Raw genomic sequence first — 25,499 nt, forward strand, 5'->3', positions numbered from 1 at the left:
TGAAAAAGAGAAATTAACCAATCCCAAAACAATTATGAATTTTAAAACTACCCTTGTATTTCCGTTATTAGTTTTGATGTTATTTTTTTCTTGTCAAAATGAAGAGTCAGAAATTGTAAATCTGCAAGACGATTTAATATCAGGTAATTCAACAATTGCCAACCTTATAAGTAATACCGTTTTAAACGATGGGTCTATAGATAATATTATAGATTATGCTAATTGTTTGGAGGTCGTGTTACCGGTTACCATTACAACAAATGGCGTTACAGTAACTATTGAAAGTATTACAGATTACAATGTGTTGGAAACATTATTAGAAGCCTTTACAACAGATGATGATATCATTGGGATCACGTTTCCTATTACCGTTGTTTTAAATGATTATTCTCAAATTGTAATAAATAATCAAGACGAATTAGAAGGGCAAATAGAAAATTGTAATGGTGAGAATGAAGCAGATGATGATATTGAGTGTATTGATTTTCAATATCCAATTGCGTTTTCTATTTATAATACTGATTTTCAGGTTACAGAAGTAACAATAATAGAGGATGATCAAGCATTATATCTGTTTTTAGAATCGTTACAAGGACCGATACTGGCAAGTTTAAATTTTCCTGTAACAATGGTTTTGGCTAATGGTGATACTATTGAAGTTAATAGCAATCAAGAATTAGAAAATGCTATAAATGATGCCGATGGTAATTGTGATGAGGATGATGATTACGATTATACAGATGATAATGACTGTACACAAATAGATGTTAGTGATTATTTACTAAGTTGTGGTCAAATTCCTAGTTTAAATGGATATACTCCATCCTTTACCACATTTAGTTTTCAAGATAATACTATAATATCAACATTGTTTGAAGGTGATTTGTTTTATGATGGTAGTTGGGATATTGCTACAATTGGAGGTTACTTGTATGTGTTTATAGATTTTAATGGTTTAGAAGAATATAATGGACAATGGAAAGTTGTGGAATGTGCTTCGGGCGAATTAATTTTGGAACAAGGTGATGATACATTAGTGCTACTTAATAATTGTAATACGGCTAATCTTTTTGATTGTTTTGAAGATATTACTGTTACAATATGTGATAATGACGATACATTGGATTTATTTACCGCTTTTGATATTGATACAATCTATCAAGACTGTGCACAAAATGATTTAGTAGTTTACTATTATAATACTAATGCAGACGCAGAAGCAAGTATAAACGCATTAGTATCTCCATACACAAATATGGCAAACCCAGATGTGCTTTATGCTAGAGTTGAGTTAGCTAATGATCCTAATACATTTCAAATATTTGAGGTTACTATTCTTGTAGAAAACTGTTCTACTAGCTGCACAGAAGATGATGTTGATGGCACCTTGCAAATGTGCGTATGGACTATTACCAATTACGCCGGAGATAGTAGTTTTGATATATTTGACATTAATTTTCAGGATGATCAAAACATGACAATCGCATCAGATACTGAAACTTACACCGGTAATTGGGCTACTTCTGGTAGTAGCGGTCAAGTAGTGGTTTCTTTTTCAAATATATCTGGAGGAAATGTACAGGTTTTAAATGGCGATTTTAATGTTGTGGAGTGTACTGGAGAGCAAATGATACTGCATGACGTCAGCAATAGTAATAACGAGTTAGTTTTGGATAAAGATTGTATTTAAAACTTAGTTTAAGTTAAGTTGATTAAAGGTTGCTAATTTTAGTAGCCTTTTTTTATGGAATTATTTATATATGAAACTTCGTAAATACGCTTCAAATTGCTATTTTTGTGCTTCTTAAAACCAGAAAAAATTATGTTTAATAATTTAAGCGAAAAGTTAGATAAAGCGTTACACGTATTAAAGGGACATGGTAGCATTACAGAAGTAAACGTTGCCGAAACCTTAAAAGAAGTACGTAGAGCACTTTTAGATGCCGATGTTAACTTTAAAATTGCTAAAGATTTTACTAATAGAGTAAAAGAAAAAGCACTAGGTCTAAACGTTTTAACAACGTTACAACCAGGACAATTAATGGTTAAAATCGTTAAAGACGAATTAACTGAATTAATGGGTGGTGATGTAGAAGGCATTAACATGTCTGGTACACCTACTATTATTTTGATGTCTGGTTTACAAGGATCTGGTAAAACTACCTTTTCAGGTAAGTTAGCTAACTTCTTGAAAAATAAAAAAACTAAAAAACCTTTATTAGTAGCTTGTGATGTCTATCGTCCAGCTGCAGTAGATCAATTACATGTTGTAGGAGATCAAATAAAAGTTGATGTTTATAGTGATAAAGGAAATACTGATCCTGTTGCTATTGCAAAAGCGGGTATTGCGCATGCAAAGCAAAATGGACATAACGTTGTTATTATTGATACAGCCGGTCGTTTAGCTGTTGATGAAGCAATGATGAAAGAAATTTCTAATATCCATGAAGCTATACAACCACAAGAAACATTATTTGTGGTAGATGCAATGACAGGGCAAGATGCAGTAAATACAGCAAAAGCCTTTAATGATGTTCTTAATTTTGACGGTGTTATCTTAACTAAATTAGATGGGGATACACGTGGTGGAGCAGCAATATCTATTAAATCTGTAGTAAATAAGCCAATTAAATTTATTGGTACTGGAGAGAAAATGGAAGCTATTGATATATTCTATCCTTCTCGTATGGCAGATCGTATCCTTGGTATGGGAGATGTTGTGTCTTTAGTAGAGCGTGCTCAAGAGCAGTTTGATGAGGAAGAGGCTAGAAAGCTTCAAAAGAAAATTGCTAAAAATCAATTTGGGTTTGACGATTTCTTAAAGCAAATTCAGCAAATCAAGAAAATGGGGAACATGAAAGACCTTATTGGAATGATTCCTGGTGCTGGAAAAATGATGAAAGATGTAGATATAGATGATGATGCTTTTAAAGGTATCGAAGCTATTATCCACTCCATGACAGTTAAGGAGCGTACTAATCCAGCTATAATTGACGCCAGTCGTAAAAAACGAATTGGTAAAGGATCTGGAACATCTGTGCAAGAAGTTAATCAGTTGCTAAAGCAATTTAATCAAATGAGCAAGATGATGAAAATGATGCAAGGTGGTAAAGGAAAAGCCATGATGCAAGCCATGAAAAACATGAAATAAATTAGAAGTAAAAAACAGTCCAAAGTAGGCTGTTTTTGCTTTTTACGTTGTTTTACAATATATATTAATTTGTAGATCGCCAACTGAGGCCTACAATCTGAAGACTATTTAAACCATGACAATTTTAGACGGAAAAAAAGTTAGTAACGACATCAAAAACGAAATAAAAGCAGAAGTCGATAAGATGAAAGCTAATGGCGAAAAAGTACCCCATTTAGCTGCTGTTATAGTTGGAAACGATGGTGCAAGTTTAACTTACGTAGGAAGTAAAGTTAGAGCCTGTGAACGTGTAGGTTTTGAATCTACAATGGTAAGATTATCTAATACTACAAGTGAAGTTGAGTTGTTAGATAAAATTGAAGAGCTTAATAATAACGATGATATTGATGGTTTTATCATTCAATTACCATTACCGGATCAAATAGATACACAAAAGGTTTTAATGGCTGTAAACCCTGATAAAGATGTTGATGGTTTTCACCCAATGAATTTTGGGAAGATGGCATTAGATATGTCTACTTTTATTCCTGCAACACCTTTCGGGATTTTAGAATTGTTAGACAGGTATAATGTAGATACTAAAGGGAAGCATACTGTAGTAATAGGTCGTTCTCATATTGTTGGAAGACCAATGAGTATTTTAATGGGACGTAAAGGATTTCCTGGTAACAGTACCGTAACGTTAACACACAGTCATACTAAAAACATAACACAAATTACTAGTCAAGCAGATATTATTATTTCGGCATTAGGTGTTCCTAATTTCTTAAAAGCAGAAATGGTAAAAGATGATGTAGTTATTATTGATGTTGGTATTACACGTGTGCCGGATGAGACTAAAGAGAGAGGTTACCGTATTACTGGAGATGTAGATTTTGAAAACGTAAGTAAAAAGGCAAGTCATATAACACCTGTTCCTGGAGGCGTAGGACCAATGACTATAGCAATGTTATTAAAAAACACATTATTGGCAAGAGAGCGTCATATTCAAAGATCATAACGATATAAAAATAATTACTTATTTTACAGCCTGAAACTAATTGTTTCAGGTTTTTTTTATGGAATTAACTACACGAGTACTGTTTGGAAGTTTACAACATATACTACCAATACTATTAACTATAGTATTGGGTTTTGTTGTTATTTTATATGCAAAAAACAAACATGAGAGTATACAAATACAAGTGTTTAAATTACTTGGGGTTTTTGTATCAGGGGTTATGGTTGTTTTTCATGGGTATCAAATTAGTAAAGGTGGGTACAGTTTACAAACAGATTTACCGTTGTTTTTATGCAGTTTTATGGCCTTATTTATAGTGGCGTTTACTGCAACCAGGCGATTTGTCTTATTTGAGTTTTTAGTATTTTGGGTTATTATTGGCACTACTCAGGGCGTTATTACACCAGAGATTGAAGTTGGTTTTCCTAGTTTTGATTACTTCCGATATTGGGTGGTCCATTTAGGATTAATATTGATAATTGCTTATGCTATTGTAGTTTTTAAAATGAAACCAAACCTGAAAAGCGTTGTTAAGTCATTTATAGGTTTACAAGTGTATTTACTAATATTAATGGGTATAAATAAATTGCTTGATGCTAATTATGGCTACTTAAATCAGAAACCAAAATCAGCTACTATTTTAGATTATTTTGGAGAGTGGCCCACGTATGTTATTACAGCGCAGTTAATTTTAATACCAGCTTTTTTCCTTATTTATTTTCCTTTCTTTTTAGTTAGTAAGAAAAATAAAAAGGCGGTTAATTAGTAAGCTTAATTTGTGCTAAAAAAAATAGCCCTCACTAGTTTTTTTAGTGAGGGCTATTTTATATTGTACAATTATTACTTCGCAAATAATTGGCTATTATCTTTAAAGGTCTTAAACTCTAAAGCATTGCAAGAAGGATCTTTAAAAAACATTGTTTTTTGTTCTCCAACTAAACCTTCAAATCTCACGTAGGGTTCAATAATAAAATGAATCTTTTTAGTTTTCAAGTGTGCTTCAAATTCCGCGAAAGCGTCCCAATCTAAAACAACACCAAAATGCGGTACAGGTACGTGTTTTCCATCAACTTCATTGGCTACAGTTTCTGTTGTTGTTTTTTCTTTATAATGAATGACTAATTGGTGTCCAAAAAAATTGAAGTCAACCCATTGGTCACTACTACGTCCTTCTTCACAATTTAAAATATCTCTATAAAACAGACGACAAGCTTCTAAATTATGAACTGGAATTGCTAAATGAAAAGGAGATACGCTGCCCATAATTTAATCTTCTTTACGACGGTTTCTAATTGGACGTTCTCTATTTTCTCTAATAGGTTGTTCTTCCTTTAAATCATCTCTAGACGGTTCTGCTTTATGCTCAGTAGTTTCTCGAGATTGTCTCTCTTTACTCGCTTTACTTATTCTAGTAGTGTTTTCTTTGGCAGTTTTAGCTTCATGTATTTTAGTAGAGTCTTCTAAAAGTAAGTGTAGTGTTTTTAACTCTTTTTCTGTAAACTCACGGTATTCTCCAACAGGAACATCTAATTTGATATTCATTATCCTAACACGTCTAAGTGATGTTACTTCATAAGTTAAATACTCACACATACGTCTAATCTGTCTGTTTAAACCTTGCGTTAAAATAATTCTGAATGTATGAGAATCTATTTTTTTAACAGAACATTTTTTAGTCGTACGGTCTAAGTCTTCAAGATATATTCCGCTAGCCATTCTGTTTATAAAGGTTTGCGATATTGCTTTGTCAACCGTTACCAAATATTCTTTATCGTGATTGTTACTAGCACGTAAAATTTTGTTTACAATATCACCATCATCTGTCATAAAGATCAAACCATCACTTAATTTATCTAAACGTCCAATTGGAAAAATACGTTTTGGATAATTAATGTAATCTATAATATTGTCTTTTTCAACATTTGTGTCTGTTGTACAAACAATACCTACTGGTTTGTTAAACGCTAAGTATATAGGCTTTTCTGTATTGGCTTTAATAATCTCGCCATCTACAGCAACAACATCACTAGGAGTTACTTTTGTTCCCATTTCTGGTACAACACCATTAATAGTAACGCGTCCAGCATCAATTAGTTTATCGCCTTCACGACGTGAGCAAAAACCAGCTTCGCTGAGGTATTTATTAAGTCTTGTTAATTTTTCTTCCAAAATGTTTTACGATTTAATAAAGTTAATAATAGCCTTGTTTACACTATCGTCGCGTAGTCCGTGACCAAAACCTTGTGTGGTAATTAATGTTGAATTTTTAAAGTTAGACGAAATTAGCTCTGCTTCGTCATATTGTATAATCTTATCTCCTTTATCATGAATAATAAGACCTTCTAAATCAATTTCTTTTATAAATTTAGCAGCTGAAAAATGTGATGGTAAATTATTAAAACGCTCTAAAACTAATTGGTTTAATCCGTTCTCAATACGTTTATTAAAACCTAACATATTGACATAGTTTTTAAAAACGTTTGTAAATTCTGAAGGTGCGCCAAGCAAAATCATTTTTTGTAACGAATCATTTTGATATTTATGTTGAAAAAACACAGAAGCCATGCCACCAACCGAATGACCAATAATCACATTTGCCTTATAGTGTTTAGCAACTACATTTAAAAACTCAGAATATAAAATTGCATTAAACTGTGTACCGCTAGAATTTCCATGAGCAGGACCATCTAAGGATACTATATTATAGTCTAAAAGCTGTAGCGCTTCAACTAATTTTTTCCATCTAAAGGTGTTGCTTTCCCAACCATGCGCCAGTAAGATTGTTTTTTTAGTTCCAGCCCAATTGTAGGTTTGTATAGTGTTATTATCGTAGTTTAAAGTATGTTGTTTAGCAGTGTCTAAAAACGCTTGATGTTTGTCTTTAAAGCGTCCTTGTCTAGGCGTTGCAAATATGTCTAATGCTTTTGCGCTTGCATATTTAGGAGCAACATAGCTAACCGCGTTTAAACCGTTACCAATTATTTTAGGCAGTACTTTAGCAATTGTTTTTTTCATTTTTTATTCTTCTCTGTTTACTAAGTCCATTGAAAAAGCAGGTGTGCAAATGGCAATATATTCGCAAGCTATTGTAAATGGGTTTGAGTATTGTACACGAGTATTTTTTTCTATTTTAATAGATTGTCCAGCTTCTAATATTATTTCTTCATCATCAATAATAAATTGCTTCTTTCCTTTAATAATGTAAGTATACTCATCAAATGCAGGGGTTTGAAACGGTTCGCTCCAACCAGCAGGAGCAACCATGTGGGCAATGCTAATATCTTTATTACCATCTGTTGCTAAACCAACATGTTCTTCAATTAATTTACCATCCGTTGTAGGAACAACAAATGGACTGTTTTGTATGGTGTATTTTTTTTTGTTTTCCATTTTTTTGAAATATTGATGAGCAGTTTTTAAGTCTAGTAGACTAAAGGTTTTACCAACCTAAAATAAAATGCTTAACCTTGGCAGTTTCTGGAATGTTAGTTGCTTCGATTGTTTTGTGCGTATCAACTTTAAATTCTGCTGGTAATTCTTTTTTATCAATTAAGAAAAACGCATCACTTTCTTTTACAAAAATAGAAGCGCTTTTAAATGAGTTCTGAATTTTTGTTATTGTGTAATTCTTTTTTATATCTCCAAAAGTACTATTACTAGTAATCCCTTTATCGGTTTTAAATCTTGGGTCTTTAAACTTGATGCTTGATATTGTTGAAGTAGAATCTAGTAATTGTTTTGGAATAATACTTAATAAATGTTTTCCTCCTTTTTCGTATACCTCGATAGTGTTTATTGATCCGGAAAACTCATCTCCAGCAATTGGACTTATTATGGAGTCGTTTGCATATATCGTTTTTAATTCTTTAACTTGAGTAGAGTCGGTTAATAATCCTACGTTTTGGTTTTGAACTAAATATGGATCTGTTCCTTTACCACAAGAAGTAAGGATTAATGCTAAAATACTAAGGGATACTATTGTTTTTTTCATTGGTGTTATTTTTTATTTCCGCTTAAGCGAAATACTTTTTATAGTGTTTTGTTACGCTGTCGTGTTTTAAAACTATTTCATTACACGTTTTAAAATACCGAAGACACTTCTAATAAAAGTGGCACTTGTTAGTACTTTAATTATCGGGTTTTGGGCAGTGCTTCTTCGTCTTGTACTTGTTGATCTAGATTGTTTTGCTGCTTGTTCTTTCTCTTTTTCTTTTTCCGCTTTAGCGTCTTCTTCAATTTGTAAAGCTTCAGCCTTTTCTATTTTTTTATTTAATAACTCATAGGCACTTTCGCGATCTATTGTGTCGTTATATTTTAAAACTAACTTAGAGTCATCTAGTAACGCTTGTAGCTCATTATCGTTTAAAACATCCATTCTACTCATTGGTGCACGCATCATAGTTGATGCAAGTGGTGTAGGTCTTCCTTTTTCGTCTAAGGCAGATACCAAAGCTTCTCCTGTACCTAATGAGGTTAAGACCTCTGCGGTGTCATAATAATCCGTGTCTGGATAATTTTGAGCAGTTAATTTAATTGCTTTTCTGTCTTTTGCTGTAAAGGCACGCAGGGCGTGTTGTATTTTTAAACCTAACTGACTTAATACACCTTCTGGCACATCTGTTGGATTTTGTGTGACAAAGTATAAACCAACACCTTTACTACGGATTAGTTTTACAATACTTTCTATTTGGTTTAATAAGGCTTTAGAGGCTTCGTTAAAAATTAAGTGTGCTTCATCAATAAACATGATTAGTTCTGGTTTTCCAGAATCACCTTGCTCGGGTAAAGTCTCATATAATTCGGCTAATAAACTTAGCATAAATGTCGAGAATAATTTTGGTCTATCCTGTATGTCTGTTAATCTAATAATATTAACATACCCACGACCATCTCTTGTGGTTCTTAATAAATCTTCAACTTCAAAACTTTTTTCGCCAAAAAATAGATCACCACCTTGTTGTTCTATTTCTATAACTTTTCTAAGGATTGCTCCAGTGGAGGCAGAGGAGATACGTCCATATTCTTCTTGAAACTCTTCTTTACCTTCGTTAGTACAGTATTGTAATATTTTTTTGAAATCTTTTAAATCTAATAACGGTAATTTATTATCATCACAATATTTAAAAATAACAGACACTACTCCAGATTGTGTATCTGTAAGGTCTAAAATTCTTGATAATAATACAGGGCCAAATTCGCTAATTGTAGCACGAAGTCTTACACCATCTTGTTCCGATAGACTTAATATCTCGACTGGAAAACCTTTAGCTTCAAAGGGTAATCCAATTTTAGCATGACGTTCGTCAATTTTTTCATGTCCAGGACTAGGTTGTGCAATACCACTTAAATCCCCTTTAATATCCATAAGTAAGACCGGAATTCCTTTATCACTTAGGTTTTCTGCTAAAACTTGTAGGGTTTTAGTTTTACCCGTTCCTGTAGCACCTGCGATTAAACCATGTCTATTCATGGTTTTTAATGGCACGTTTACAAAAGCATCTTTAACCGTTTGGCCATCTAGCATAGCAGATCCCAATGTTATATAGTCGCCTTTACAAGTGTTTCCCTCTGTGATGTGTTTGAAAAATTCGTCTTGTCTACTCATTCTTGAAATTATTTGATGTAAAAATACTAATCTTAGCGTAAATCATTGAAAACTTTCAACTTTAAATGCTTAAAATTTCCAATAGATAAGATTATATTTGCAGTCCATGAAACAAGAGATACAAGATTTAGTTAACAAAGGATTGATGCTGCCTTTAATGGAAGAATTTTATACTATCCAGGGAGAAGGTTTCCATAAAGGAACTGCTGCTTATTTTATAAGAATTGGTGGTTGTGATGTTGGATGTCATTGGTGTGATGTTAAAGAAAGTTGGAATGCTAATTTACATCCGCCAACTAGTACAGATGTTATAGTTGCTAATGCTAAAAAGTATAGTGATACTGTAGTAGTTACTGGAGGTGAGCCATTAACTTGGGATATGACAGCATTAACAGATAAGCTTAAAGCTGAAGGCTGTAAAATCCATATTGAAACTTCTGGTGCTTACGAGTTAACTGGGCAATGGGATTGGATTTGTTTATCCCCTAAAAAAATGAAACTACCTACTCAAGGGGTTTATGATAAGGCACACGAGTTAAAATGTATTATTTATAATAAAGACGATTTTAAGTTTGCTGAAGAGCAAGCTGCTAAAGTGAATAGCGATTGTATTTTATATCTACAGCCAGAATGGAGCAAGCGTGATACTATGATTCCTATGATTGTGGATTATGTTATGGCTAATCCAAAATGGAAAGTATCATTACAAACGCATAAGTATTTAAATATTCCGTAAAAAAGTTGTACTTTAGACTATAACTATTAATCACAGCGTAAGTAATCCTTATACACTTTGCTTTATGATTAGAAATTTTTACAACGAAACTTGGAAACCCGTAATTTTTGACCAAATTATTTCGGAACAAATAAAATATAAAATATCTAACCTTGGACGGCTTTGTAAAGTCGTAGATGGGGTAGATGTTTTAATAGAGAAGCCATATCCTATTAATGGATATAGTACCATACCTGTTTTTAAAAAGGATGGTAAGCGTACTGCAAGATACATCCACAAATTAGTTGCCCAACACCATTTGGAAAAACCTGAAGACGCTAAATTTGTGTTGCACTTAGATTACGATAAAAGCAATAATATTATCGAAAACTTAAAATGGGCAACTAAGCGAGAAAAGGAAGTGCATCAATTTAATAATCCGCATTACAAAACCAGAAAAAAAGTCATTCCAACCTCTAAATTAACCGAAACGGAGGTGATAAGACTTAAAAAACGACTTTTTGATCCTAAAAGGCGCACAAGGTTAAAAATACTAGCACGACAATTTGGTGTGTCCGAAATGCAGTTACACCGTATTAAAACAGGTGAGAATTGGGGACATGTTAAAATCTAATTTTTGCTTTAGTGTAGTGTTTGGTTTAAATCTTTCTTTCGATATTTCTTCAGTTTATCTTATGTTTTTTAAGTAACCTAAATATTATAATAATTTATAAAAAGTGCTTCAATTGGAATAGGTATTCCTTTTGGAGCACTTTTATATTATTGTAGTTTGTCATTTGTATTTAATGTCGTGTTATTGTTTTAAATAGTATAACTTAAATAAGTTAAGAAAATATGTAATCTTGCTTTTTTCTGTAATACTGTTGGTTAGTATTTGGTTTTTAAGCTAAAAAGGTTGTTTAAAATTAAAAATCTATACCAAACCTTAGATAATTATTGGTTAAGAGATACAATTGATGGTGAATTTGTGTTTTTTAGTTTCAATTTGTAAGCGTTTTAATGTTTACTGTTTTAAAATTGAAACATAAAGCCAATATTTGCTACATCAATTAGAATTAAAGAATTTAAAATATATAAGTTATGTGTGGAATTGTATGTGCTTTCGACCTAAAACAAAAAAGTGAAGATTTAAGACCTCAGGTTTTAGAAATGTCTAAAACTATTCGTCATCGTGGACCAGATTGGTCAGGGATTTATAGTGATGATAAAGCTATTTTAGCGCATGAGCGTTTAGCAATTGTAGATCCAGCATCTGGAAAACAACCGTTATTTAGCCCTGATGGTAAATTGGTTTTAGCAGCTAATGGCGAAATCTATAATCACAGAGCATTACGTAAGCAGTTTGAAGGTAAATACGAGTTTCAAACAGAAAGTGACTGCGAAGTTATTTTAGCGCTTTATAAAGAAAAAGGTGTTGATTTTGTAGATGAAATGAACGGAATTTTTGGATTTGCAATCTACGATGTTGAAAAAGACGAGTACTTTATTGCACGTGACCACATGGGGATTATACCATTATATATTGGTTGGGATCAAAACGGAACTTTTTATGTTGCTTCAGAATTAAAAGCTTTAGAAGGTGTTTGTACTAAGATAGAATTATTTCCTCCAGGACATTATATGTCTAGTAAAGATGGTGAATTTGTAAAATGGTACAATAGAGATTGGAGTGAGTATGATGCTGTAAAAGAAAACGAAACAAGTATTGCCGAAATAAAAGAAGCTCTAGAAGCAGCGGTACACAGACAATTAATGAGTGATGTGCCTTATGGTGTTTTATTATCGGGAGGTTTAGACTCTTCAGTAGTATCAGCAATTGCTAAAAAGTATGCTCAAAAACGTATTGAAAGTGATGACACGTCAGAAGCTTGGTATCCACAAACGCACTCTTTTGCTGTAGGATTAGAAGGGTCTCCAGATTTAGCTGCAGCACAAAAAGTAGCGGATCATATTGGAACAGTGCATCATGAAATTAAATTTACTATTCAAGAAGGTTTAGATGCTATAAAAGATGTGATTTATAACATAGAAACCTATGATATAACAACAATCAGATCGTCTACACCAATGTATTTAATGGCGAGAGTTATTAAATCTATGGGAATAAAAATGGTATTGTCTGGTGAAGGTGCCGATGAGATTTTTGGAGGGTATTTATATTTTCATAAAGCGCCCAATGCACAAGAGTTTCATGAAGAAACTGTACGTAAATTAGATAAGTTGCACATGTACGATTGCTTAAGAGCAAACAAGAGTTTAGCAGCTTGGGGAATAGAAGGTCGTGTACCTTTCTTGGATAAAGAATTTATGGATGTTGCCATGCGTATCAACCCACAAGATAAAATGATTAATGGAGAGCGCATGGAAAAATGGGTAGTCCGTAAAGCATTTGAAGATATGTTGCCAGAAAGCGTAGCATGGAGACAAAAAGAACAATTTAGTGATGGTGTAGGATATAGTTGGATTGATACTTTAAAAGAAGTAGTAGATACAGCAGTAACAGATGAGCAAATGGCAAATGCTAAATTCCGTTTTCCAATACAGACACCGCAAAACAAAGAAGAGTTTTATTACCGTTCTATTTTTGAAGGACACTTCCCTAGTGATGCAGCTGCTTTAAGCGTGCCACAAGAAGCAAGTGTTGCATGTAGTACTGCGACAGCATTAGAGTGGGATGAAGCCTTTAAAAACATGAATGAGCCATCTGGACGTGCAATTGCCAATGTACATGATAAATCTTACGCAACATCCAAGTAATTTTGTGTAATTGATTGAATATTATAAAGATTATTAGCCTCAAAACCTCGCTTCTGCGGGGTTTTGTGTTTTTTAGCTTTTTTACGACTATTTTAAATTCTGTGTTTTAATTTTAAAGCTATTTTTAGACGTTTTAAGAGGGTTTTGTAATAATTAACAAATGTTAATAATTTTTCATCTCTACGCTTAAATACACTTGAAAAACGTTTTTAATTGTGTATATTTGTTTGTATTCAAAAGGATGCTTAATCGCATCTTTTTTTATGCCTAAATAACAGAAATAGATCATAAACAATATAAATATGAGCGAAAAAAAGGAAGAGTTCAATAAAGATGGATATTCAGCAGATAGTATCCAAGCTTTAGAGGGTATGGAGCATGTACGTATGCGTCCTTCAATGTATATTGGAGATGTAGGAGTACGTGGTTTACACCATTTAGTATATGAAGTTGTAGATAACTCGATTGATGAAGCCTTAGCTGGTCATTGTGATAATATTACAGTTACAATTAACGAGGATAACTCGATTACTACAGAAGATGACGGTCGTGGTATTCCTGTAGGAATGCACAAAAAAGAAGGTGTTTCAGCTTTAGAGGTTGTTATGACTAAAATTGGTGCCGGTGGAAAGTTTGATAAAGATTCTTATAAAGTATCTGGTGGACTTCACGGTGTTGGTGTAAGTTGTGTAAATGCATTGTCAGATCATTTAACAGCAACAGTATATAGAGAAGGAAAAATTTGGGAGCAAGAGTATTCTAAAGGAAAAGCATTATACCCAGTAAAAGCAATTGGAGATACAGATAAAAGAGGAACAACAGTTACTTTTAGACCGGATCCAACAATATTTACACAAACGTTAATTTATAACTATGATACCTTAGCTAGTAGAATGCGCGAATTGGCGTATTTGAATAAAGGTATTACGGTACATTTAATAGATAAGCGTTTTACAAAGGAAGATGGTTCTTTTGAAGGTGAAACATTTCATTCTGAAGAAGGATTAAAAGAATTTATCAAGTTTTTAGATGCTACAAGAGAGCCTTTAATGAAAGATGTTATTTCTTTTGAAGGTGAAAAAAACGGAGTGCCAGTTGAGGTTGCAATGATTTATAATACATCATATGCAGAAAACTTACACTCTTATGTAAACAACATTAATACGCACGAAGGTGGTACGCACCTTTCTGGTTTTAGACGTGGTTTAACACATACGCTTAAAAAGTATGCGGATGAGTCAGGAATGTTAGACAAGTTAAAGTTTGATATTGCAGGAGATGATTTCCGTGAAGGTTTAACAGCTATTATTTCGGTAAAAGTTCAAGAACCTCAATTTGAAGGACAAACAAAAACTAAATTAGGAAACAGAGAAGTTTCTGCAGCGGTAAGTCAATCTGTTTCAGAAATGTTATCTGATTATTTAGAAGAAAATCCAGACGATGCTAAAATCATTGTGCAAAAAGTAATACTTGCAGCACAAGCCCGTCACGCCGCTCAAAAAGCACGTGAAATGGTACAGCGTAAGACAGTAATGAGTATAGGTGGTTTACCTGGAAAATTATCTGATTGTTCTGAGCAAGATCCTGCAAAATGTGAAGTATACTTAGTCGAGGGGGATTCGGCAGGTGGTACAGCAAAGCAAGGTCGTGACAGAGCGTTTCAAGCTATTTTACCGTTACGTGGTAAGATTTTAAATGTTGAAAAAGCGATGACACATAAAGTGTTTGAAAACGAAGAGATAAAAAATATCTTTACAGCTTTAGGTGTAACTATCGGTACAGAAGAAGATAGTAAAGCCTTAAACCTTTCTAAATTAAGATACCATAAAATAGTAATCATGTGTGATGCCGATATTGATGGTTCGCATATTGAAACTTTAATTTTGACTTTCTTCTTTAGATATATGAAAGAATTAATCGAAAACGGACATATCTATATTGCAACACCACCTTTATACTTAGTTAAAAGAGGTGCTAAAAAGCAGTATGCTTGGAGTGATGAAGAACGTATTAAGATTATGGAAGAGTTTGGTGAGTCTTCAAAAATTCAACGTTATAAGGGTCTTGGAGAGATGAATGCAGAACAACTTTGGGATACAACAATGAATCCTGAATTTAGAACATTACGTCAAATTCAAATAGATAACGGTGTAGAAGCTGATCGCGTATTTTCTATGTTAATGGGGGACGAAGTGCCACCAAGACGTGAGTTTATTGAGAAAAACGCTATTTACGCAAACATTGACGCATAAATAGGAAAGTATTTTTATATTGAAAAGGAAGCATTTTTTAATGTTTCCTTTTTTTTTGTGAATCGGTTTAAGTCAACACGATACTAGTTTTTGATGGTAATAATTTTACTCAGAAAAACCAAAACACATATTTTTACGTTTATATCTATAGAAACAAATATATAACAATGAAAAAAACAATTATTTTAATAGTATTAGCACTTTCTTTTCAGATGTCTTTTGCGCAACAAAACTTAAACGATTTATTGGCAGCAGGTATTAATGATGCACAGCAGTTTGCCGGACAATATGTATTGCCAGCAACAGATGGATTGGCTTATGGGATTAGTTCTGGATGGTTTAATAATGCTAAATCACCAGAAAAATATGGTTTTGAATTCTCAATTATAGGAAATGCTTCTTTTATAAAGGACGAAAACAAAGCATTTGATTTAAATGTGTCAGATTACGAAAATATAAGGTTTTCAGATAATAGTGCCTCAAAAACTGTAGCTACAGCTTTAGGACATAATGATCCAGAAATAAATGTTATTGTAACCTATAGCGATCCTATTTTTGGTAATCAAGAAGTGGAGTTAACCTTACCGACAGGCGTAGGGTCTGCTAATGTAAATTTAATTCCGACTGCTTTTTTACAAGGAAGCTTTTCTGTATTTAAGGGCACACAAATAAAAGCTAGATATTTTCCAAAAGTAGAAACAGACGATACTAAAATAGGATTGTACGGTGTTGGTCTTCAGCAAGAATTTACAGCTTGGTTACCAGAAGGGACTAGTTTTCCGCTTTCAGTTTCGGGTTTGGTAGCGTACACACATTTAGATGCTAATTATGATTTTACAAAAACAGATGTCGTTGATGGCGAGAATCAACAAGTACAAACCAATGTCAATAGTTTGTTATTTCAATTAATTGCAGGGACTAATTACGATGTTTTTAATGTTTACGGAGCGATAGGATATTTAAGTGCAACATCAGAAACAGATTTATTAGGGACTTACAGAGTCTCAAACGGTATTTTGTTTTCAGAAGAAATTGTAGATCCATTCTCTGTAAAATCAGACACAAGTGGTGTTACAGCTACACTTGGCGCGAATTTGAAATTGGGTGTTTTTGGTTTAAACGCCTCTTATACACTAGCAGATTTTGACACAGCATCATTAGGAATAAATTTGATGTTCTAGATTTATAATTTTCTTAATAAAAAGTAATTTTAAAATGTTAATTTTGTAAGAAGTAAAAAACATACACAATTAATTTTAAATAGTAAATAAGATATGAAAGTAACAGTAGTTGGAGCAGGAGCAGTAGGAGCAAGTTGTGCAGAATATATTGCAATTAAAGACTTTGCATCAGAAGTAGTTTTATTAGATATTAAAGAAGGTTTTGCTGAAGGTAAAGCAATGGATTTAATGCAAACTGCATCATTAAACGGTTTTGATACAAAAATTACAGGAGTAACTAACGATTATACTAAAACAGCAGGAAGTGATGTTTGTGTGATTACTTCAGGTATTCCAAGAAAACCAGGAATGACTCGTGAAGAGTTAATTGGTATTAATGCAGGAATTGTAAAAACAGTATCTTCTAACTTAATCAAAAATTCTCCAAACACTATTATTATAGTTGTAAGTAACCCTATGGATACTATGACTTATTTAGTGCATAAAACAACAGGATTACCAAAAGAAAGAATTATTGGTATGGGTGGAGCTTTAGACTCTGCACGTTTCAAATACAGATTAGCAGAAGCTTTAGGAGCACCTATTAGCGATGTTGACGGAATGGTAATTGGTGGACACTCTGATAAAGGAATGGTGCCATTAATTAATAAAGCAGCTAGAAATAGTGTAAAAGTTTCTGAGTTTTTATCAGAAGAAAGAATGGAGCAAGTAGTACAAGATACTAAAGTAGGTGGTGCAACACTTACAGGTTTATTAGGTACATCTGCATGGTATGCGCCAGGAGCAGCAGTATCTGCAATGGTTCAAGCAATTGCTTGTGATACTAAAAAAATCTTCCCATGTTCTGCTTTATTAAGTGGTGAGTTTGGTTTAAGTGATTTATCAATTGGTGTACCTTGTGTATTAGGTGCAAAAGGAATTGAGAAAATTGTAGAGATTAGCTTAAGTGATGCTGAAAAAGCAAAATTAGCTGAGTCTGCAGAAGGTGTTAAAAAAACTAACGCATTATTAGAGCTATAATAAGTATCTAATATTTATATAAATTAAAAGACTGTCTGTAAAGGCAGTCTTTTTTTTGTTTAAAGTAGTATTATTTAATAATCCAAATGCAAAATAATATGTATTTGAACTATTACTTTTTATTTTCTGTTTTAAGTTTGAGATATAAATCCTACTTTTACGTTCTAAAAAATTAGTATTTAAATAAAAAGCTAGTATTGTAGCTTTCTATTTATTGTTGTAAAATTGTTGTGGCAAGGTATTTGTCATTAATGAGGCAAACAACATAACCGTAATTAATCATAACAAATTTTACAAAATGAAAAAATTAGTATTCTTATTAGTAGCGACTTTTAGTTTATCTATGGTTGCTCAAGAAAAATTGACAGAAGGTGTAATCGATTCTAAAATGACTATGTCTAGTGATAATGAGCAAATGAAGGCTCAATTCGAAATGATTGGAGATATCGCTATTAAAACATATTTTAAAGGGGATAAAACAAGATCTGAAACTAATAACCCAATGTCTGGTGAGTCTGTTTCAATAATTGATACACAAGCTAAAAAGATGTTAACGTTACTTAATAACCCAATGATGGGTAAGAAGTACTCAGAGACAGAAATTGAAGCTAATCCTGATACATCAGGAATTACTATTACAAAAGGAGAAGGGACTAAAACTATTTTAGGATACACTTGTAATGAGTATAACGTAGCTATGGACCAACAAGGGGTTGCTATGACTATGGATATTTATACTACTGAAGCTATTGAAGCTTCAAACCAACAAACAGTTGAGTTTGGAGAGGACTTTAAAGGGTTTCCATTATTAATGACCATTAATGTTAATCAGTCAGGAATGCAAATGAAAATGACTTATGAAGTTACTGGAGTTAATAAAGAATCTGTATCAGATGATAAGTTTGATATGACACCTCCAGAAGGATATGAGAAAATGGAAGGAATGTAATAGTTCCTTTTAAAACAAATACAAAAAAAGAGCAGCGTAATAGTTGCTCTTTTTTTTGCGTTATAACCTTATTTAATTGCTTAAAAACTATAGTACTATCACCTTATTTTCTATATTTGAGGCATGAAGTCTAAATGGTACTTTGGTATTGTAATCACTGCACTTGCATTTTTTGTTGTTTGTCAACAAGAAATGACTGTACCTAATCAGCAAATTGTCTTTCAATTTACTGATAACCAAACCTCTGTTTCTCAAACAGAAACTACTATTGCTGTTGTAAAACGCCAACTTAAAAGTATTGGTGTAAAAAACACATCAGTTATTGAGCAAAACGGAACACTAAAAATCACGTATTATAGTGATGCCTCTGTTGCCAGTGTAAAAGCTATTTTACTAAAAGAGAAGTTAATCAAACTTATTGGACAAGATAAACCGTCTGATAATCCACAAAGCCAGAATTACAACTTTGATGTTTTTGAAATTAAAACTACAACCCAGTCCGGTGCAGGTTTTGATGGTAAATATTTTGTCGAAGCAAAACAAGAATATACTAGAGCCTCTCAGGTTACGGTATCTTTTTCTGCCATATCAGAAAACATTATACAATTAAATCAACCTATTGTGGTTGGTGAAAAAGTAAATACTAACATCTCTATTAGTATAGATAAGGGGACCTTCAATATACCAGAAGGCAGAGCGGGACCAACTGCTTAATATTTTTCAATAACATCATATTACCTTATAGACTTCAAAACATCGCGTTATTGGAGTCATAAATAATTCATTTTAAACCATTAAAAATAATTGTCAAATTTACGTGCATACCATATATTTGCGCGATCAAAAAAAATGACTAAATAAACAAAACCATGCAAAATAAAGGATTAGTAAAATTATTTGCAGTATTGTTTGGGTTGGTAAGTATTTACCAACTGTCTTTCACATTTAAAAATAATGCGATTGAAAACAGTGCAGCACAAGTGGCCGAAAGTAAGATTGACGCCTCAGCAACAGACCGTAACAATCTAGTAAGCGAGTATGCGGCTAAGTATTTAGATACGTTAGCAGCTTCAAAAGAAAGCGTTTTCTTAGGTAACACTTATGAGGACGTTAAGCAAAACTCAATGAAGTTAGGTCTTGACCTTAAAGGTGGTTTAGAAGCAATATTACAAATCTCAGTTAGAGATTTATTAGTAGGATTATCAAACGATAGTAAGGATCCTACATTCAGAAAAGCATTAGATGATGCAGACGAAATCCAAAAAGATAGTCAAAACACCTACTTAGAAGATTTCTTTACAGCATTTGAAGATATTGACGGAGATAAAAAATTAGCATCTCCAGATATCTTTGCTAACAGATCTTTAGTTGGAGAAATTGACTTAAATATGTCTAATAGTGATGCGCAAGCAGTTTTAGAAACAAAGGTTGACGAGTCAATCGTTTCTGCTTTTGAAGTATTACGTAAGCGTATTGATGAGTTTGGTGTAACGTCTCCAAACATCCAACGTTTAGGTAACACTGGACGTGTATTATTAGAATTACCAGGTGTTAAAGATGTAGCACGTGCTACAGAGTTAATTACTCAAACAGCACAGTTAGAGTTCTGGGAAGGTCTAAAAGGAGAGCAATTTAGCCAGTTTTTATTATCTGCAAACGATTTATTAAAAACTAAATTAAACGCTACTACTAAGACGGACGCTACTGCAGACGCAGAAGAAAAAGAAATGACTGAAGAGGAAAAAGCAATTGCTGCTCTTACAGGAGAACAAGACGAAACTATTAATGAAGTTAACCCATTATTAGACCTAATTGCAGGACCTGGTTTTGGTGCAACTTTAGCACAATTTAATATTGCAGATAGAGAAAAAGTAGCTAGCTACTTAGCAATGCCAGAAGTTAGAGGGTTACTACCAGCAGACTTAAGGTACACTAAATTCTTATTCGGTAAGCCATCTGAAGATAGTGAGTTAATAGACCTATATGTATTAAAAGGTAACAGAGATAACGAGCCACCATTAAATGGAGCTGTAGTTACAGATGCACGTCAATCTTATGACCAAGGTAATAGGGTTGTAGTTAGTATGCAAATGAACAGTAAAGGAGCAAAAATCTGGGAGCAAATGACGGGTGATGCTTTTAAAACGCAAAGTCAAATTGCTGTTGTTTTAGATAAAACAGTATACTCTGCACCAACTTCAAACTCTGGACCAATTGCAGGAGGAAGTACAGAAATCTCTGGAAGCTTTAAATTAAGCGAAGCTACGGATTTAGCAAACGTATTACGTGCAGGTAAGTTACCAGCTCGTGCGCAGATTATTCAAAGTAGTGTAGTAGGACCATCTTTAGGTCAAGAAGCTATTGATAGTGGTACAATGTCTTTTGGTATTGCATTAGCATTAGTTTTAATATGGATGGCATTTTACTACGGTAAAGCAGGTTTATTTGCAGACATCGCAATGTTATTTAACATCTTATTAATCTTTGGTGTATTATCAGGTATTGGAGCAGTATTAACGTTACCTGGTATTGCAGGTATTGTATTAACAATTGGTATGTCTGTGGATGCAAACGTACTTATCTTTGAACGTATCAGGGAAGAGTTGTCCAAAGGTAAAGATCAAAAAGCGGCCATCCAAGATGGATTTAGTAATGCATTATCTTCAATTTTAGATGCCAACATTACAACAGGTTTAACAGCATTAATCTTATTTATATTTGGTACAGGTCCAATTAAAGGATTTGCAACTACTTTATTAATAGGTATTGGTACATCATTATTTACTGCAATTTTTATTACTAGATTATTAGTAGACTGGTATGCAGACAAAGGTGGAAAATTAGACTTCTCAACAGGTTTAACTAAAAACTTATTTAGAAACATTAATATAGAGTTTCTTAAAAAACGTAAAGTTGCTTACATGATTTCTGCAGTAGCATTAGTTATAAGTTTAGGATCTTTATTCATGAATGGTTTAGATCAAGGTATTGATTTTGTTGGAGGACGTACAACGCAGGTTAGATTTGCAGAGCCAGTAAGTGCAGCAGAAATAGAAGGTATTTTAGCTTCTCAAGATGTTTTTGGAAGTGCTACAGTAAAAACTGTTGGTGACGAGAATAACTTAAAAATATCTACTAAATATAAAATTAACGAAACAGCTAACGAAATTGACGAAGAAGTAAGAGTTAAAATGTTTGATGCATTACAACCTTATTTAACAGGTGTTTCTTTCCAAGATTTTAAAGACCTATCTAAAGCTAATAAGCAAGTAGGTATTATGGATCAATATAAAGTAAGTCCATCAATTGCAGATGATATTAAGCAAGCGTCTTTCTGGGCGGTCTTAGGATCTTTAGTTGTAGTGTTCTTATATATCTTATTCCGTTTTAAGAGATGGCAATTCTCACTTGGTGCAGTAGCAGCAGTATTCCATGATGTTATCATCGTATTAGGAGTATTCTCTTTAACATACAAGTTTATGCCATTCTCAATGGAAATCGACCAAGCATTTATAGCAGCAATCCTTACAGTAATTGGATACTCATTAAATGATACGGTAGTAGTATTTGATAGAATTCGTGAATTTTTTAACGAGCATACAGAGTGGGCATTTGATAAAGTAATTGATACCTCATTAAGTAGTACATTAAGTCGTACGTTAAATACATCTTTAACTACTTTAGTAGTATTATTAGCAATCTTTATTTTTGGAGGAGACTCAATTAGAGGATTTATGTTTGCCTTAATTATTGGTGTAGTAGTAGGTACTTACTCATCTTTATTTATAGCAACGCCAATCATGTTTGACTTTGTTAAAAAAGGAAATGCAGCAGACGCATTAAAAAAGAAAGAAGTAGTAGTTGACGAAACAGTAGTGAAGTAGTCATAAACTAAACAGTATAAAAAAAGCCTTTCTATTAATTTAGAAAGGCTTTTTTGTTTTGCGTCATTGCGAGTAGAGTTAAGTAATCTTATTAAATCAATCCATATGATTTTTTAGGACGTTACCCACTTTTGCTTTTAGTTGCAAAAGTGCGTCAGGCTTTCCGTTACAATCTTTTTGCTCGTGCCTCACAAATAGGATTTCCACATCAATCCTTAACGCGGGCTAATTAGCTTAAGTCGTTTTTTTCTATCCAATGTTTAGTAAATGACCAAAGTGGATTTTTAAAAGACTCTTTAAAAAAGCCAAAATGACCAATTGTATTGGTATTTATATCTTTAGGGATAATATGCTGCCTATTTACAGTAGCTTTACTAAATCTATTAGTTAGCCAGTCTACACTGGCTTTAGAAGCAAACGCGTCTTCAGGAAAGCTTATGGATACAACGTCGCAAGTAATGTTTTTAAACTGTAAATCGTTGGTATTATATTCCGAAAGGAAATACTCAGGATGTAGGCCCCATTTTCTCCATTGGTACACCACTTGTTTTGGGATGTTTTCAAAAAGACCTAAATGTTTAGCAGGAAAATAACCATATAAAGGTGTTAGAACAGGTATTAATACATGCCAAAATGTATACATTTTAAAACGTGCAAAACCATTAAATAATTTCCAATAGCCACTTTGAGAGCAAACCATAATAATAGAATCTGCTAACTTAATGTTTGGATTTAATCCAATAAGTTGCCCACCAATACTATGTGTAACAAGTGTTAAGTTGTGTGCTGTATTTTCTTTTTTTGCAAAAGCTAAAACCTTGCTTTGGTCAATAGCCCAATCATTAAGGTTACACGTGTTTTCTTTTAAATTATTGGCATCAGAGTCTCCAATGCCTGAATAATCAAAAGTGTAAATAGTATACCCTAATACCGCAAAATGTAAAGCAAATTTTGAATAATATCTTTGTAAAACACCTGTTGCGGATGATATAACAATGCTTTTGTTATTAGATAATTTTGGTTTGAATTTTGAAACCGAAATACATCTGTTTAAGCCAGTTTGTATTTTAAAAGTTTCAATAGACATAAGATTAATTTACTTTTCTAAGATGTACTCAAAATAGTCCATTTTATCACCAACATCAAGTAATAGCTTTTGCGCCATTCCTGCGTTAAGTTCTAAAACAAATTGTGCTGGCGTGTTAGACGGTAAACCGCTTTCGTCCATTGGTTTTGCGTTTTCTTGAAAACTAACAATACGTTTGTTGTGGTCAAAGAAGATTAAATCTAAAGGCATACGTGTGTTTTTCATGTAAAAAGAACGTTGTCTTACTTCTGGAAACACAAATAACATCCCTTGGTTATCCTTCATGCTGTCACGGTACATTAAACCGGTTTGTATCTCGTAATCCGTTTTTGCTACCTCAATATTAAAGACTTTAATTATTGTGTCTGTAGTGCCTTTAAAAAGGGTTAGTTCTCCTTCTTTTTTAAATTCTATTTTAACAGGTGTAATAGCTTTGTCTTCTTTGCAAGATGAAACGCTAAACGCGATAAGCACAATTAAAATAAGAGTATAAGGTTTTAAAAATAGTTTCATTATTTGATAACAGTTTTTGGTTTGTAAATAAACATAAAATAAAGACCAATTAAAATAAAAGGAATACTTAACCATTGTCCAGTGTTAAGTCCAAACCAATTAATAAATTCGTCTCCTTGTGGTTCTTTAACATATTCGACAAAAAATCTAACACTCCAAAGTAGTATTAAAAAGAACCCGAATAAAAATCCAGTTTGATCTTTTTTGGTTGTTTTAGTATAAACAAACCATAAAATTAAGAATACAAAAATATAGCAAAACGACTCATATAATTGTGCAGCATGTCTATAAGGTACAGCGTTTAATAGCTCTACCATATTTGGATTATCAGTTATAGAAGCATAGGCTTTTTTAACGTCTTCAATACCTGTTTTTTGTACAATTTCATATTTATTATAAAAGTTTTGTACAAATCTAACGCCTAAATCAGAGTCGGTTACTTTTCCAATAATCTCTGAGTTTATAAAATTACCTAATCTTATAAAAATAGCTCCAGAAGCTACAGGTATAACAATACGGTCTAAAATCCACATTAAAGATTTGTAGTTGTATTTTTTGCGGTACAAGTACATCCCGACAATAATACCTATTGCTGCTCCGTGACTTGCTAATCCTTGAAAGCCTTGAAACTCAATTCCGCCTTTAAATTTAAACGGTAAAAAGACGCTAAAAAAGTCTTTAGTAAATAATTCAGGTTGATAAAATATAACATGTCCTAAACGTGCACCAAGCATGGTTGCTAAAACGGTGTATATAAATAAAGGATCTAAAAATTCTAGATTTATTTTTTCGCGTTTAAAAATACGTTTCATTATGGCGTGCCCGATAACAAATGCTGCTATCCACATTAAGCTATAAAAGTGTATTTTAAAATTACCTATTATGTCGATTCCTGTTAAAGGATTCCAATCAAATTTAAGTATGTACATAGTTTGTTTTTTGGAGTTGTAAATATAGTATTTATGCTGTATTTATCAGAATTACTTTGCAAAGGTTTAGCAATAAATTAATGTTATTACTAAATATTGTCGCAGAGGCGTTAGGGATGGAAGTGGCATCCTTTTTTATTTTTCTTAAAAAAGATATAACGGACAGCCTGTTAAAACGCCCAAATAATTAGGGTACTGGGTCGTAACCGCTACCGCCCCATGGATGACAGCTAAAAATGCGTTTAATGCTTAATTTTAATCCTTTAAGTAATCCGTGTTTTTGTAAGGCTTCTTTGGTGTAACTTGAACAGGTAGGTTGGTATCTGCAAGTTGCGGGTGTAAATGGAGAGATGAGGTTTTGATAAACCTTAATTAAAAAGAGGAATGGTGCGATTATTATTTTTTTCATAATAAAAAAGTCCTTTCTTGAAGAAA

The 25,499-nt window shown here is 32.8% G+C and carries 23 protein-coding genes; 13 read left to right on the plus strand and 10 right to left on the minus strand.

The genetic code is table 11. From position 1 onward, the window contains the following. Positions 1-34: 34 nt before the first annotated feature. The 4 genes from ACZ2G2_RS09675 to ACZ2G2_RS09690 all read left to right on the plus strand — a co-directional run bounded on the left by ACZ2G2_RS09675 (position 35) and on the right by ACZ2G2_RS09690 (position 4,917). Positions 35-1,690, plus strand: a complete 1,656-nt coding sequence (locus ACZ2G2_RS09675) for a hypothetical protein (RefSeq protein ID WP_470391959.1) — start codon at positions 35-37, stop codon at positions 1,688-1,690. 132 nt (positions 1,691-1,822) lie between these two features. Continuing rightward, the gene (gene ffh, locus ACZ2G2_RS09680; protein ID WP_090841217.1) at positions 1,823-3,151 is read left to right on the plus strand and encodes a signal recognition particle protein; all 1,329 of its coding nucleotides are present in this window, start codon (positions 1,823-1,825) and stop codon (positions 3,149-3,151) included. 115 nt (positions 3,152-3,266) lie between these two features. Beyond that, the gene (locus ACZ2G2_RS09685; RefSeq protein WP_090841215.1) at positions 3,267-4,151 is read left to right on the plus strand and encodes a bifunctional 5,10-methylenetetrahydrofolate dehydrogenase/5,10-methenyltetrahydrofolate cyclohydrolase; all 885 of its coding nucleotides are present in this window, start codon (positions 3,267-3,269) and stop codon (positions 4,149-4,151) included. A 58-nt stretch (positions 4,152-4,209) separates the two neighbouring features. After that, positions 4,210-4,917 (plus strand): YwaF family protein, encoded by a 708-nt coding sequence (locus ACZ2G2_RS09690; RefSeq protein WP_470391960.1) that lies wholly within the window; start codon positions 4,210-4,212, stop codon positions 4,915-4,917. 74 nt (positions 4,918-4,991) lie between these two features. On the opposite strand, the gene ACZ2G2_RS09695 is transcribed toward ACZ2G2_RS09690, so the two are convergent. The 6 genes from ACZ2G2_RS09695 to ACZ2G2_RS09720 form a co-directional block, all read right to left on the minus strand. Beyond that, on the minus strand, positions 4,992-5,414 hold the full coding sequence (locus tag ACZ2G2_RS09695) for a VOC family protein (RefSeq protein WP_470391961.1): 423 nt from the start codon (positions 5,412-5,414) through the stop codon (positions 4,992-4,994). A 3-nt stretch (positions 5,415-5,417) separates the two neighbouring features. Next, entirely contained in the window at positions 5,418-6,320 is a 903-nt protein-coding gene (gene rluF / locus ACZ2G2_RS09700; protein WP_090841209.1) for a 23S rRNA pseudouridine(2604) synthase RluF, read from the minus strand. A gap of 6 nt (positions 6,321-6,326) precedes the next feature. Further along, positions 6,327-7,166, minus strand: a complete 840-nt coding sequence (locus ACZ2G2_RS09705) for an alpha/beta fold hydrolase (RefSeq protein ID WP_232782604.1) — start codon at positions 7,164-7,166, stop codon at positions 6,327-6,329. A gap of 3 nt (positions 7,167-7,169) precedes the next feature. Then, on the minus strand, positions 7,170-7,541 hold the full coding sequence (locus ACZ2G2_RS09710; RefSeq protein WP_090841207.1) for a cupin domain-containing protein: 372 nt from the start codon (positions 7,539-7,541) through the stop codon (positions 7,170-7,172). Positions 7,542-7,590: 49 nt separating this feature from the next. Then, positions 7,591-8,142, minus strand: a complete 552-nt coding sequence (locus ACZ2G2_RS09715; protein WP_090841205.1) for a hypothetical protein — start codon at positions 8,140-8,142, stop codon at positions 7,591-7,593. Between the two features lie 72 nt (positions 8,143-8,214). Then, positions 8,215-9,756: a helicase HerA-like domain-containing protein gene (locus tag ACZ2G2_RS09720; protein ID WP_272023432.1), complete on the minus strand. Its 1,542-nt coding sequence runs from the start codon at positions 9,754-9,756 to the stop codon at positions 8,215-8,217. Between the two features lie 106 nt (positions 9,757-9,862). Here ACZ2G2_RS09720 and ACZ2G2_RS09725 point away from each other — a divergent pair, with 106 nt between their 5' ends. The 9 genes from ACZ2G2_RS09725 to secDF all read left to right on the plus strand — a co-directional run bounded on the left by ACZ2G2_RS09725 (position 9,863) and on the right by secDF (position 22,535). Continuing rightward, the gene (locus ACZ2G2_RS09725; RefSeq protein ID WP_090841201.1) at positions 9,863-10,492 is read left to right on the plus strand and encodes a 7-carboxy-7-deazaguanine synthase QueE; all 630 of its coding nucleotides are present in this window, start codon (positions 9,863-9,865) and stop codon (positions 10,490-10,492) included. Positions 10,493-10,556: 64 nt separating this feature from the next. After that, positions 10,557-11,105 carry an HNH endonuclease gene (locus tag ACZ2G2_RS09730; protein WP_282068674.1) on the plus strand — a complete coding sequence of 183 codons (549 nt, stop codon included), beginning with the start codon at positions 10,557-10,559 and terminating at the stop codon, positions 11,103-11,105. Positions 11,106-11,572: 467 nt separating this feature from the next. Beyond that, a complete protein-coding gene (gene asnB / locus ACZ2G2_RS09735) occupies positions 11,573-13,249 on the plus strand; it encodes an asparagine synthase B (protein ID WP_090841197.1) in 1,677 nt (558 codons plus the stop codon). A gap of 302 nt (positions 13,250-13,551) precedes the next feature. Next, a complete protein-coding gene (gene gyrB, locus ACZ2G2_RS09740) occupies positions 13,552-15,501 on the plus strand; it encodes a DNA topoisomerase (ATP-hydrolyzing) subunit B (protein WP_470391962.1) in 1,950 nt (649 codons plus the stop codon). A gap of 167 nt (positions 15,502-15,668) precedes the next feature. Further along, positions 15,669-16,682, plus strand: coding sequence for a DUF6588 family protein (locus ACZ2G2_RS09745; RefSeq protein ID WP_090841194.1), 1,014 nt, complete (start codon positions 15,669-15,671; stop codon positions 16,680-16,682). Positions 16,683-16,775: 93 nt separating this feature from the next. Beyond that, positions 16,776-17,702: a malate dehydrogenase gene (locus tag ACZ2G2_RS09750; protein ID WP_090841192.1), complete on the plus strand. Its 927-nt coding sequence runs from the start codon at positions 16,776-16,778 to the stop codon at positions 17,700-17,702. Between the two features lie 298 nt (positions 17,703-18,000). Continuing rightward, positions 18,001-18,651, plus strand: coding sequence for a DUF4412 domain-containing protein (locus ACZ2G2_RS09755; RefSeq protein ID WP_470391963.1), 651 nt, complete (start codon positions 18,001-18,003; stop codon positions 18,649-18,651). A 123-nt stretch (positions 18,652-18,774) separates the two neighbouring features. Beyond that, a complete protein-coding gene (locus ACZ2G2_RS09760; RefSeq protein ID WP_470391964.1) occupies positions 18,775-19,365 on the plus strand; it encodes a hypothetical protein in 591 nt (196 codons plus the stop codon). A 155-nt stretch (positions 19,366-19,520) separates the two neighbouring features. Then, entirely contained in the window at positions 19,521-22,535 is a 3,015-nt protein-coding gene (gene secDF / locus ACZ2G2_RS09765) for a protein translocase subunit SecDF (protein ID WP_101203411.1), read from the plus strand. A gap of 229 nt (positions 22,536-22,764) precedes the next feature. On the opposite strand, the gene ACZ2G2_RS09770 is transcribed toward secDF, so the two are convergent. The 4 genes from ACZ2G2_RS09770 to yidD all read right to left on the minus strand — a co-directional run bounded on the left by ACZ2G2_RS09770 (position 22,765) and on the right by yidD (position 25,473). Next, positions 22,765-23,622, minus strand: a complete 858-nt coding sequence (locus tag ACZ2G2_RS09770) for an alpha/beta hydrolase family protein (RefSeq protein WP_470391965.1) — start codon at positions 23,620-23,622, stop codon at positions 22,765-22,767. Between the two features lie 9 nt (positions 23,623-23,631). Next, positions 23,632-24,135: a DUF192 domain-containing protein gene (locus ACZ2G2_RS09775; RefSeq protein WP_281847655.1), complete on the minus strand. Its 504-nt coding sequence runs from the start codon at positions 24,133-24,135 to the stop codon at positions 23,632-23,634. Next, positions 24,135-25,064 carry a prolipoprotein diacylglyceryl transferase gene (gene lgt / locus ACZ2G2_RS09780; RefSeq protein WP_470391966.1) on the minus strand — a complete coding sequence of 310 codons (930 nt, stop codon included), beginning with the start codon at positions 25,062-25,064 and terminating at the stop codon, positions 24,135-24,137. Before lgt ends, ACZ2G2_RS09775 begins: the two co-directional genes overlap by 1 nt. A 187-nt stretch (positions 25,065-25,251) precedes the next feature. Beyond that, entirely contained in the window at positions 25,252-25,473 is a 222-nt protein-coding gene (gene yidD, locus ACZ2G2_RS09785; RefSeq protein WP_090841177.1) for a membrane protein insertion efficiency factor YidD, read from the minus strand. Between the last annotated feature and the right edge of the window lie 26 nt (positions 25,474-25,499).

The organism is Olleya sp. KKT75 (assembly GCF_055635485.1).

Bases quoted from the DNA above. Each gene is read 5' to 3' on its own strand.
- ACZ2G2_RS09675 (WP_470391959.1), top strand. From the start codon at position 35: ATGAATTTTAAAACTACCCTTGTATTTCCGTTATTAGTTTTGATGTTA.
- ffh (WP_090841217.1), top strand. From the start codon at position 1,823: ATGTTTAATAATTTAAGCGAAAAGTTAGATAAAGCGTTACACGTATTA.
- ACZ2G2_RS09685 (WP_090841215.1), top strand. From the start codon at position 3,267: ATGACAATTTTAGACGGAAAAAAAGTTAGTAACGACATCAAAAACGAA.
- ACZ2G2_RS09690 (WP_470391960.1), top strand. From the start codon at position 4,210: ATGGAATTAACTACACGAGTACTGTTTGGAAGTTTACAACATATACTA.
- ACZ2G2_RS09695 (WP_470391961.1), bottom strand. From the start codon at position 5,414: ATGGGCAGCGTATCTCCTTTTCATTTAGCAATTCCAGTTCATAATTTA.
- ACZ2G2_RS09705 (WP_232782604.1), bottom strand. From the start codon at position 7,166: ATGAAAAAAACAATTGCTAAAGTACTGCCTAAAATAATTGGTAACGGT.
- ACZ2G2_RS09710 (WP_090841207.1), bottom strand. From the start codon at position 7,541: ATGGAAAACAAAAAAAAATACACCATACAAAACAGTCCATTTGTTGTT.
- ACZ2G2_RS09715 (WP_090841205.1), bottom strand. From the start codon at position 8,142: ATGAAAAAAACAATAGTATCCCTTAGTATTTTAGCATTAATCCTTACT.
- ACZ2G2_RS09720 (WP_272023432.1), bottom strand. From the start codon at position 9,756: ATGAGTAGACAAGACGAATTTTTCAAACACATCACAGAGGGAAACACT.
- ACZ2G2_RS09725 (WP_090841201.1), top strand. From the start codon at position 9,863: ATGAAACAAGAGATACAAGATTTAGTTAACAAAGGATTGATGCTGCCT.
- ACZ2G2_RS09730 (WP_282068674.1), top strand. From the start codon at position 10,557: ATGATTAGAAATTTTTACAACGAAACTTGGAAACCCGTAATTTTTGAC.
- asnB (WP_090841197.1), top strand. From the start codon at position 11,573: ATGTGTGGAATTGTATGTGCTTTCGACCTAAAACAAAAAAGTGAAGAT.
- gyrB (WP_470391962.1), top strand. From the start codon at position 13,552: ATGAGCGAAAAAAAGGAAGAGTTCAATAAAGATGGATATTCAGCAGAT.
- ACZ2G2_RS09745 (WP_090841194.1), top strand. From the start codon at position 15,669: ATGAAAAAAACAATTATTTTAATAGTATTAGCACTTTCTTTTCAGATG.
- ACZ2G2_RS09750 (WP_090841192.1), top strand. From the start codon at position 16,776: ATGAAAGTAACAGTAGTTGGAGCAGGAGCAGTAGGAGCAAGTTGTGCA.
- ACZ2G2_RS09755 (WP_470391963.1), top strand. From the start codon at position 18,001: ATGAAAAAATTAGTATTCTTATTAGTAGCGACTTTTAGTTTATCTATG.
- ACZ2G2_RS09760 (WP_470391964.1), top strand. From the start codon at position 18,775: ATGAAGTCTAAATGGTACTTTGGTATTGTAATCACTGCACTTGCATTT.
- secDF (WP_101203411.1), top strand. From the start codon at position 19,521: ATGCAAAATAAAGGATTAGTAAAATTATTTGCAGTATTGTTTGGGTTG.
- ACZ2G2_RS09770 (WP_470391965.1), bottom strand. From the start codon at position 23,622: ATGTCTATTGAAACTTTTAAAATACAAACTGGCTTAAACAGATGTATT.
- ACZ2G2_RS09775 (WP_281847655.1), bottom strand. From the start codon at position 24,135: ATGAAACTATTTTTAAAACCTTATACTCTTATTTTAATTGTGCTTATC.
- lgt (WP_470391966.1), bottom strand. From the start codon at position 25,064: ATGTACATACTTAAATTTGATTGGAATCCTTTAACAGGAATCGACATA.
- yidD (WP_090841177.1), bottom strand. From the start codon at position 25,473: ATGAAAAAAATAATAATCGCACCATTCCTCTTTTTAATTAAGGTTTAT.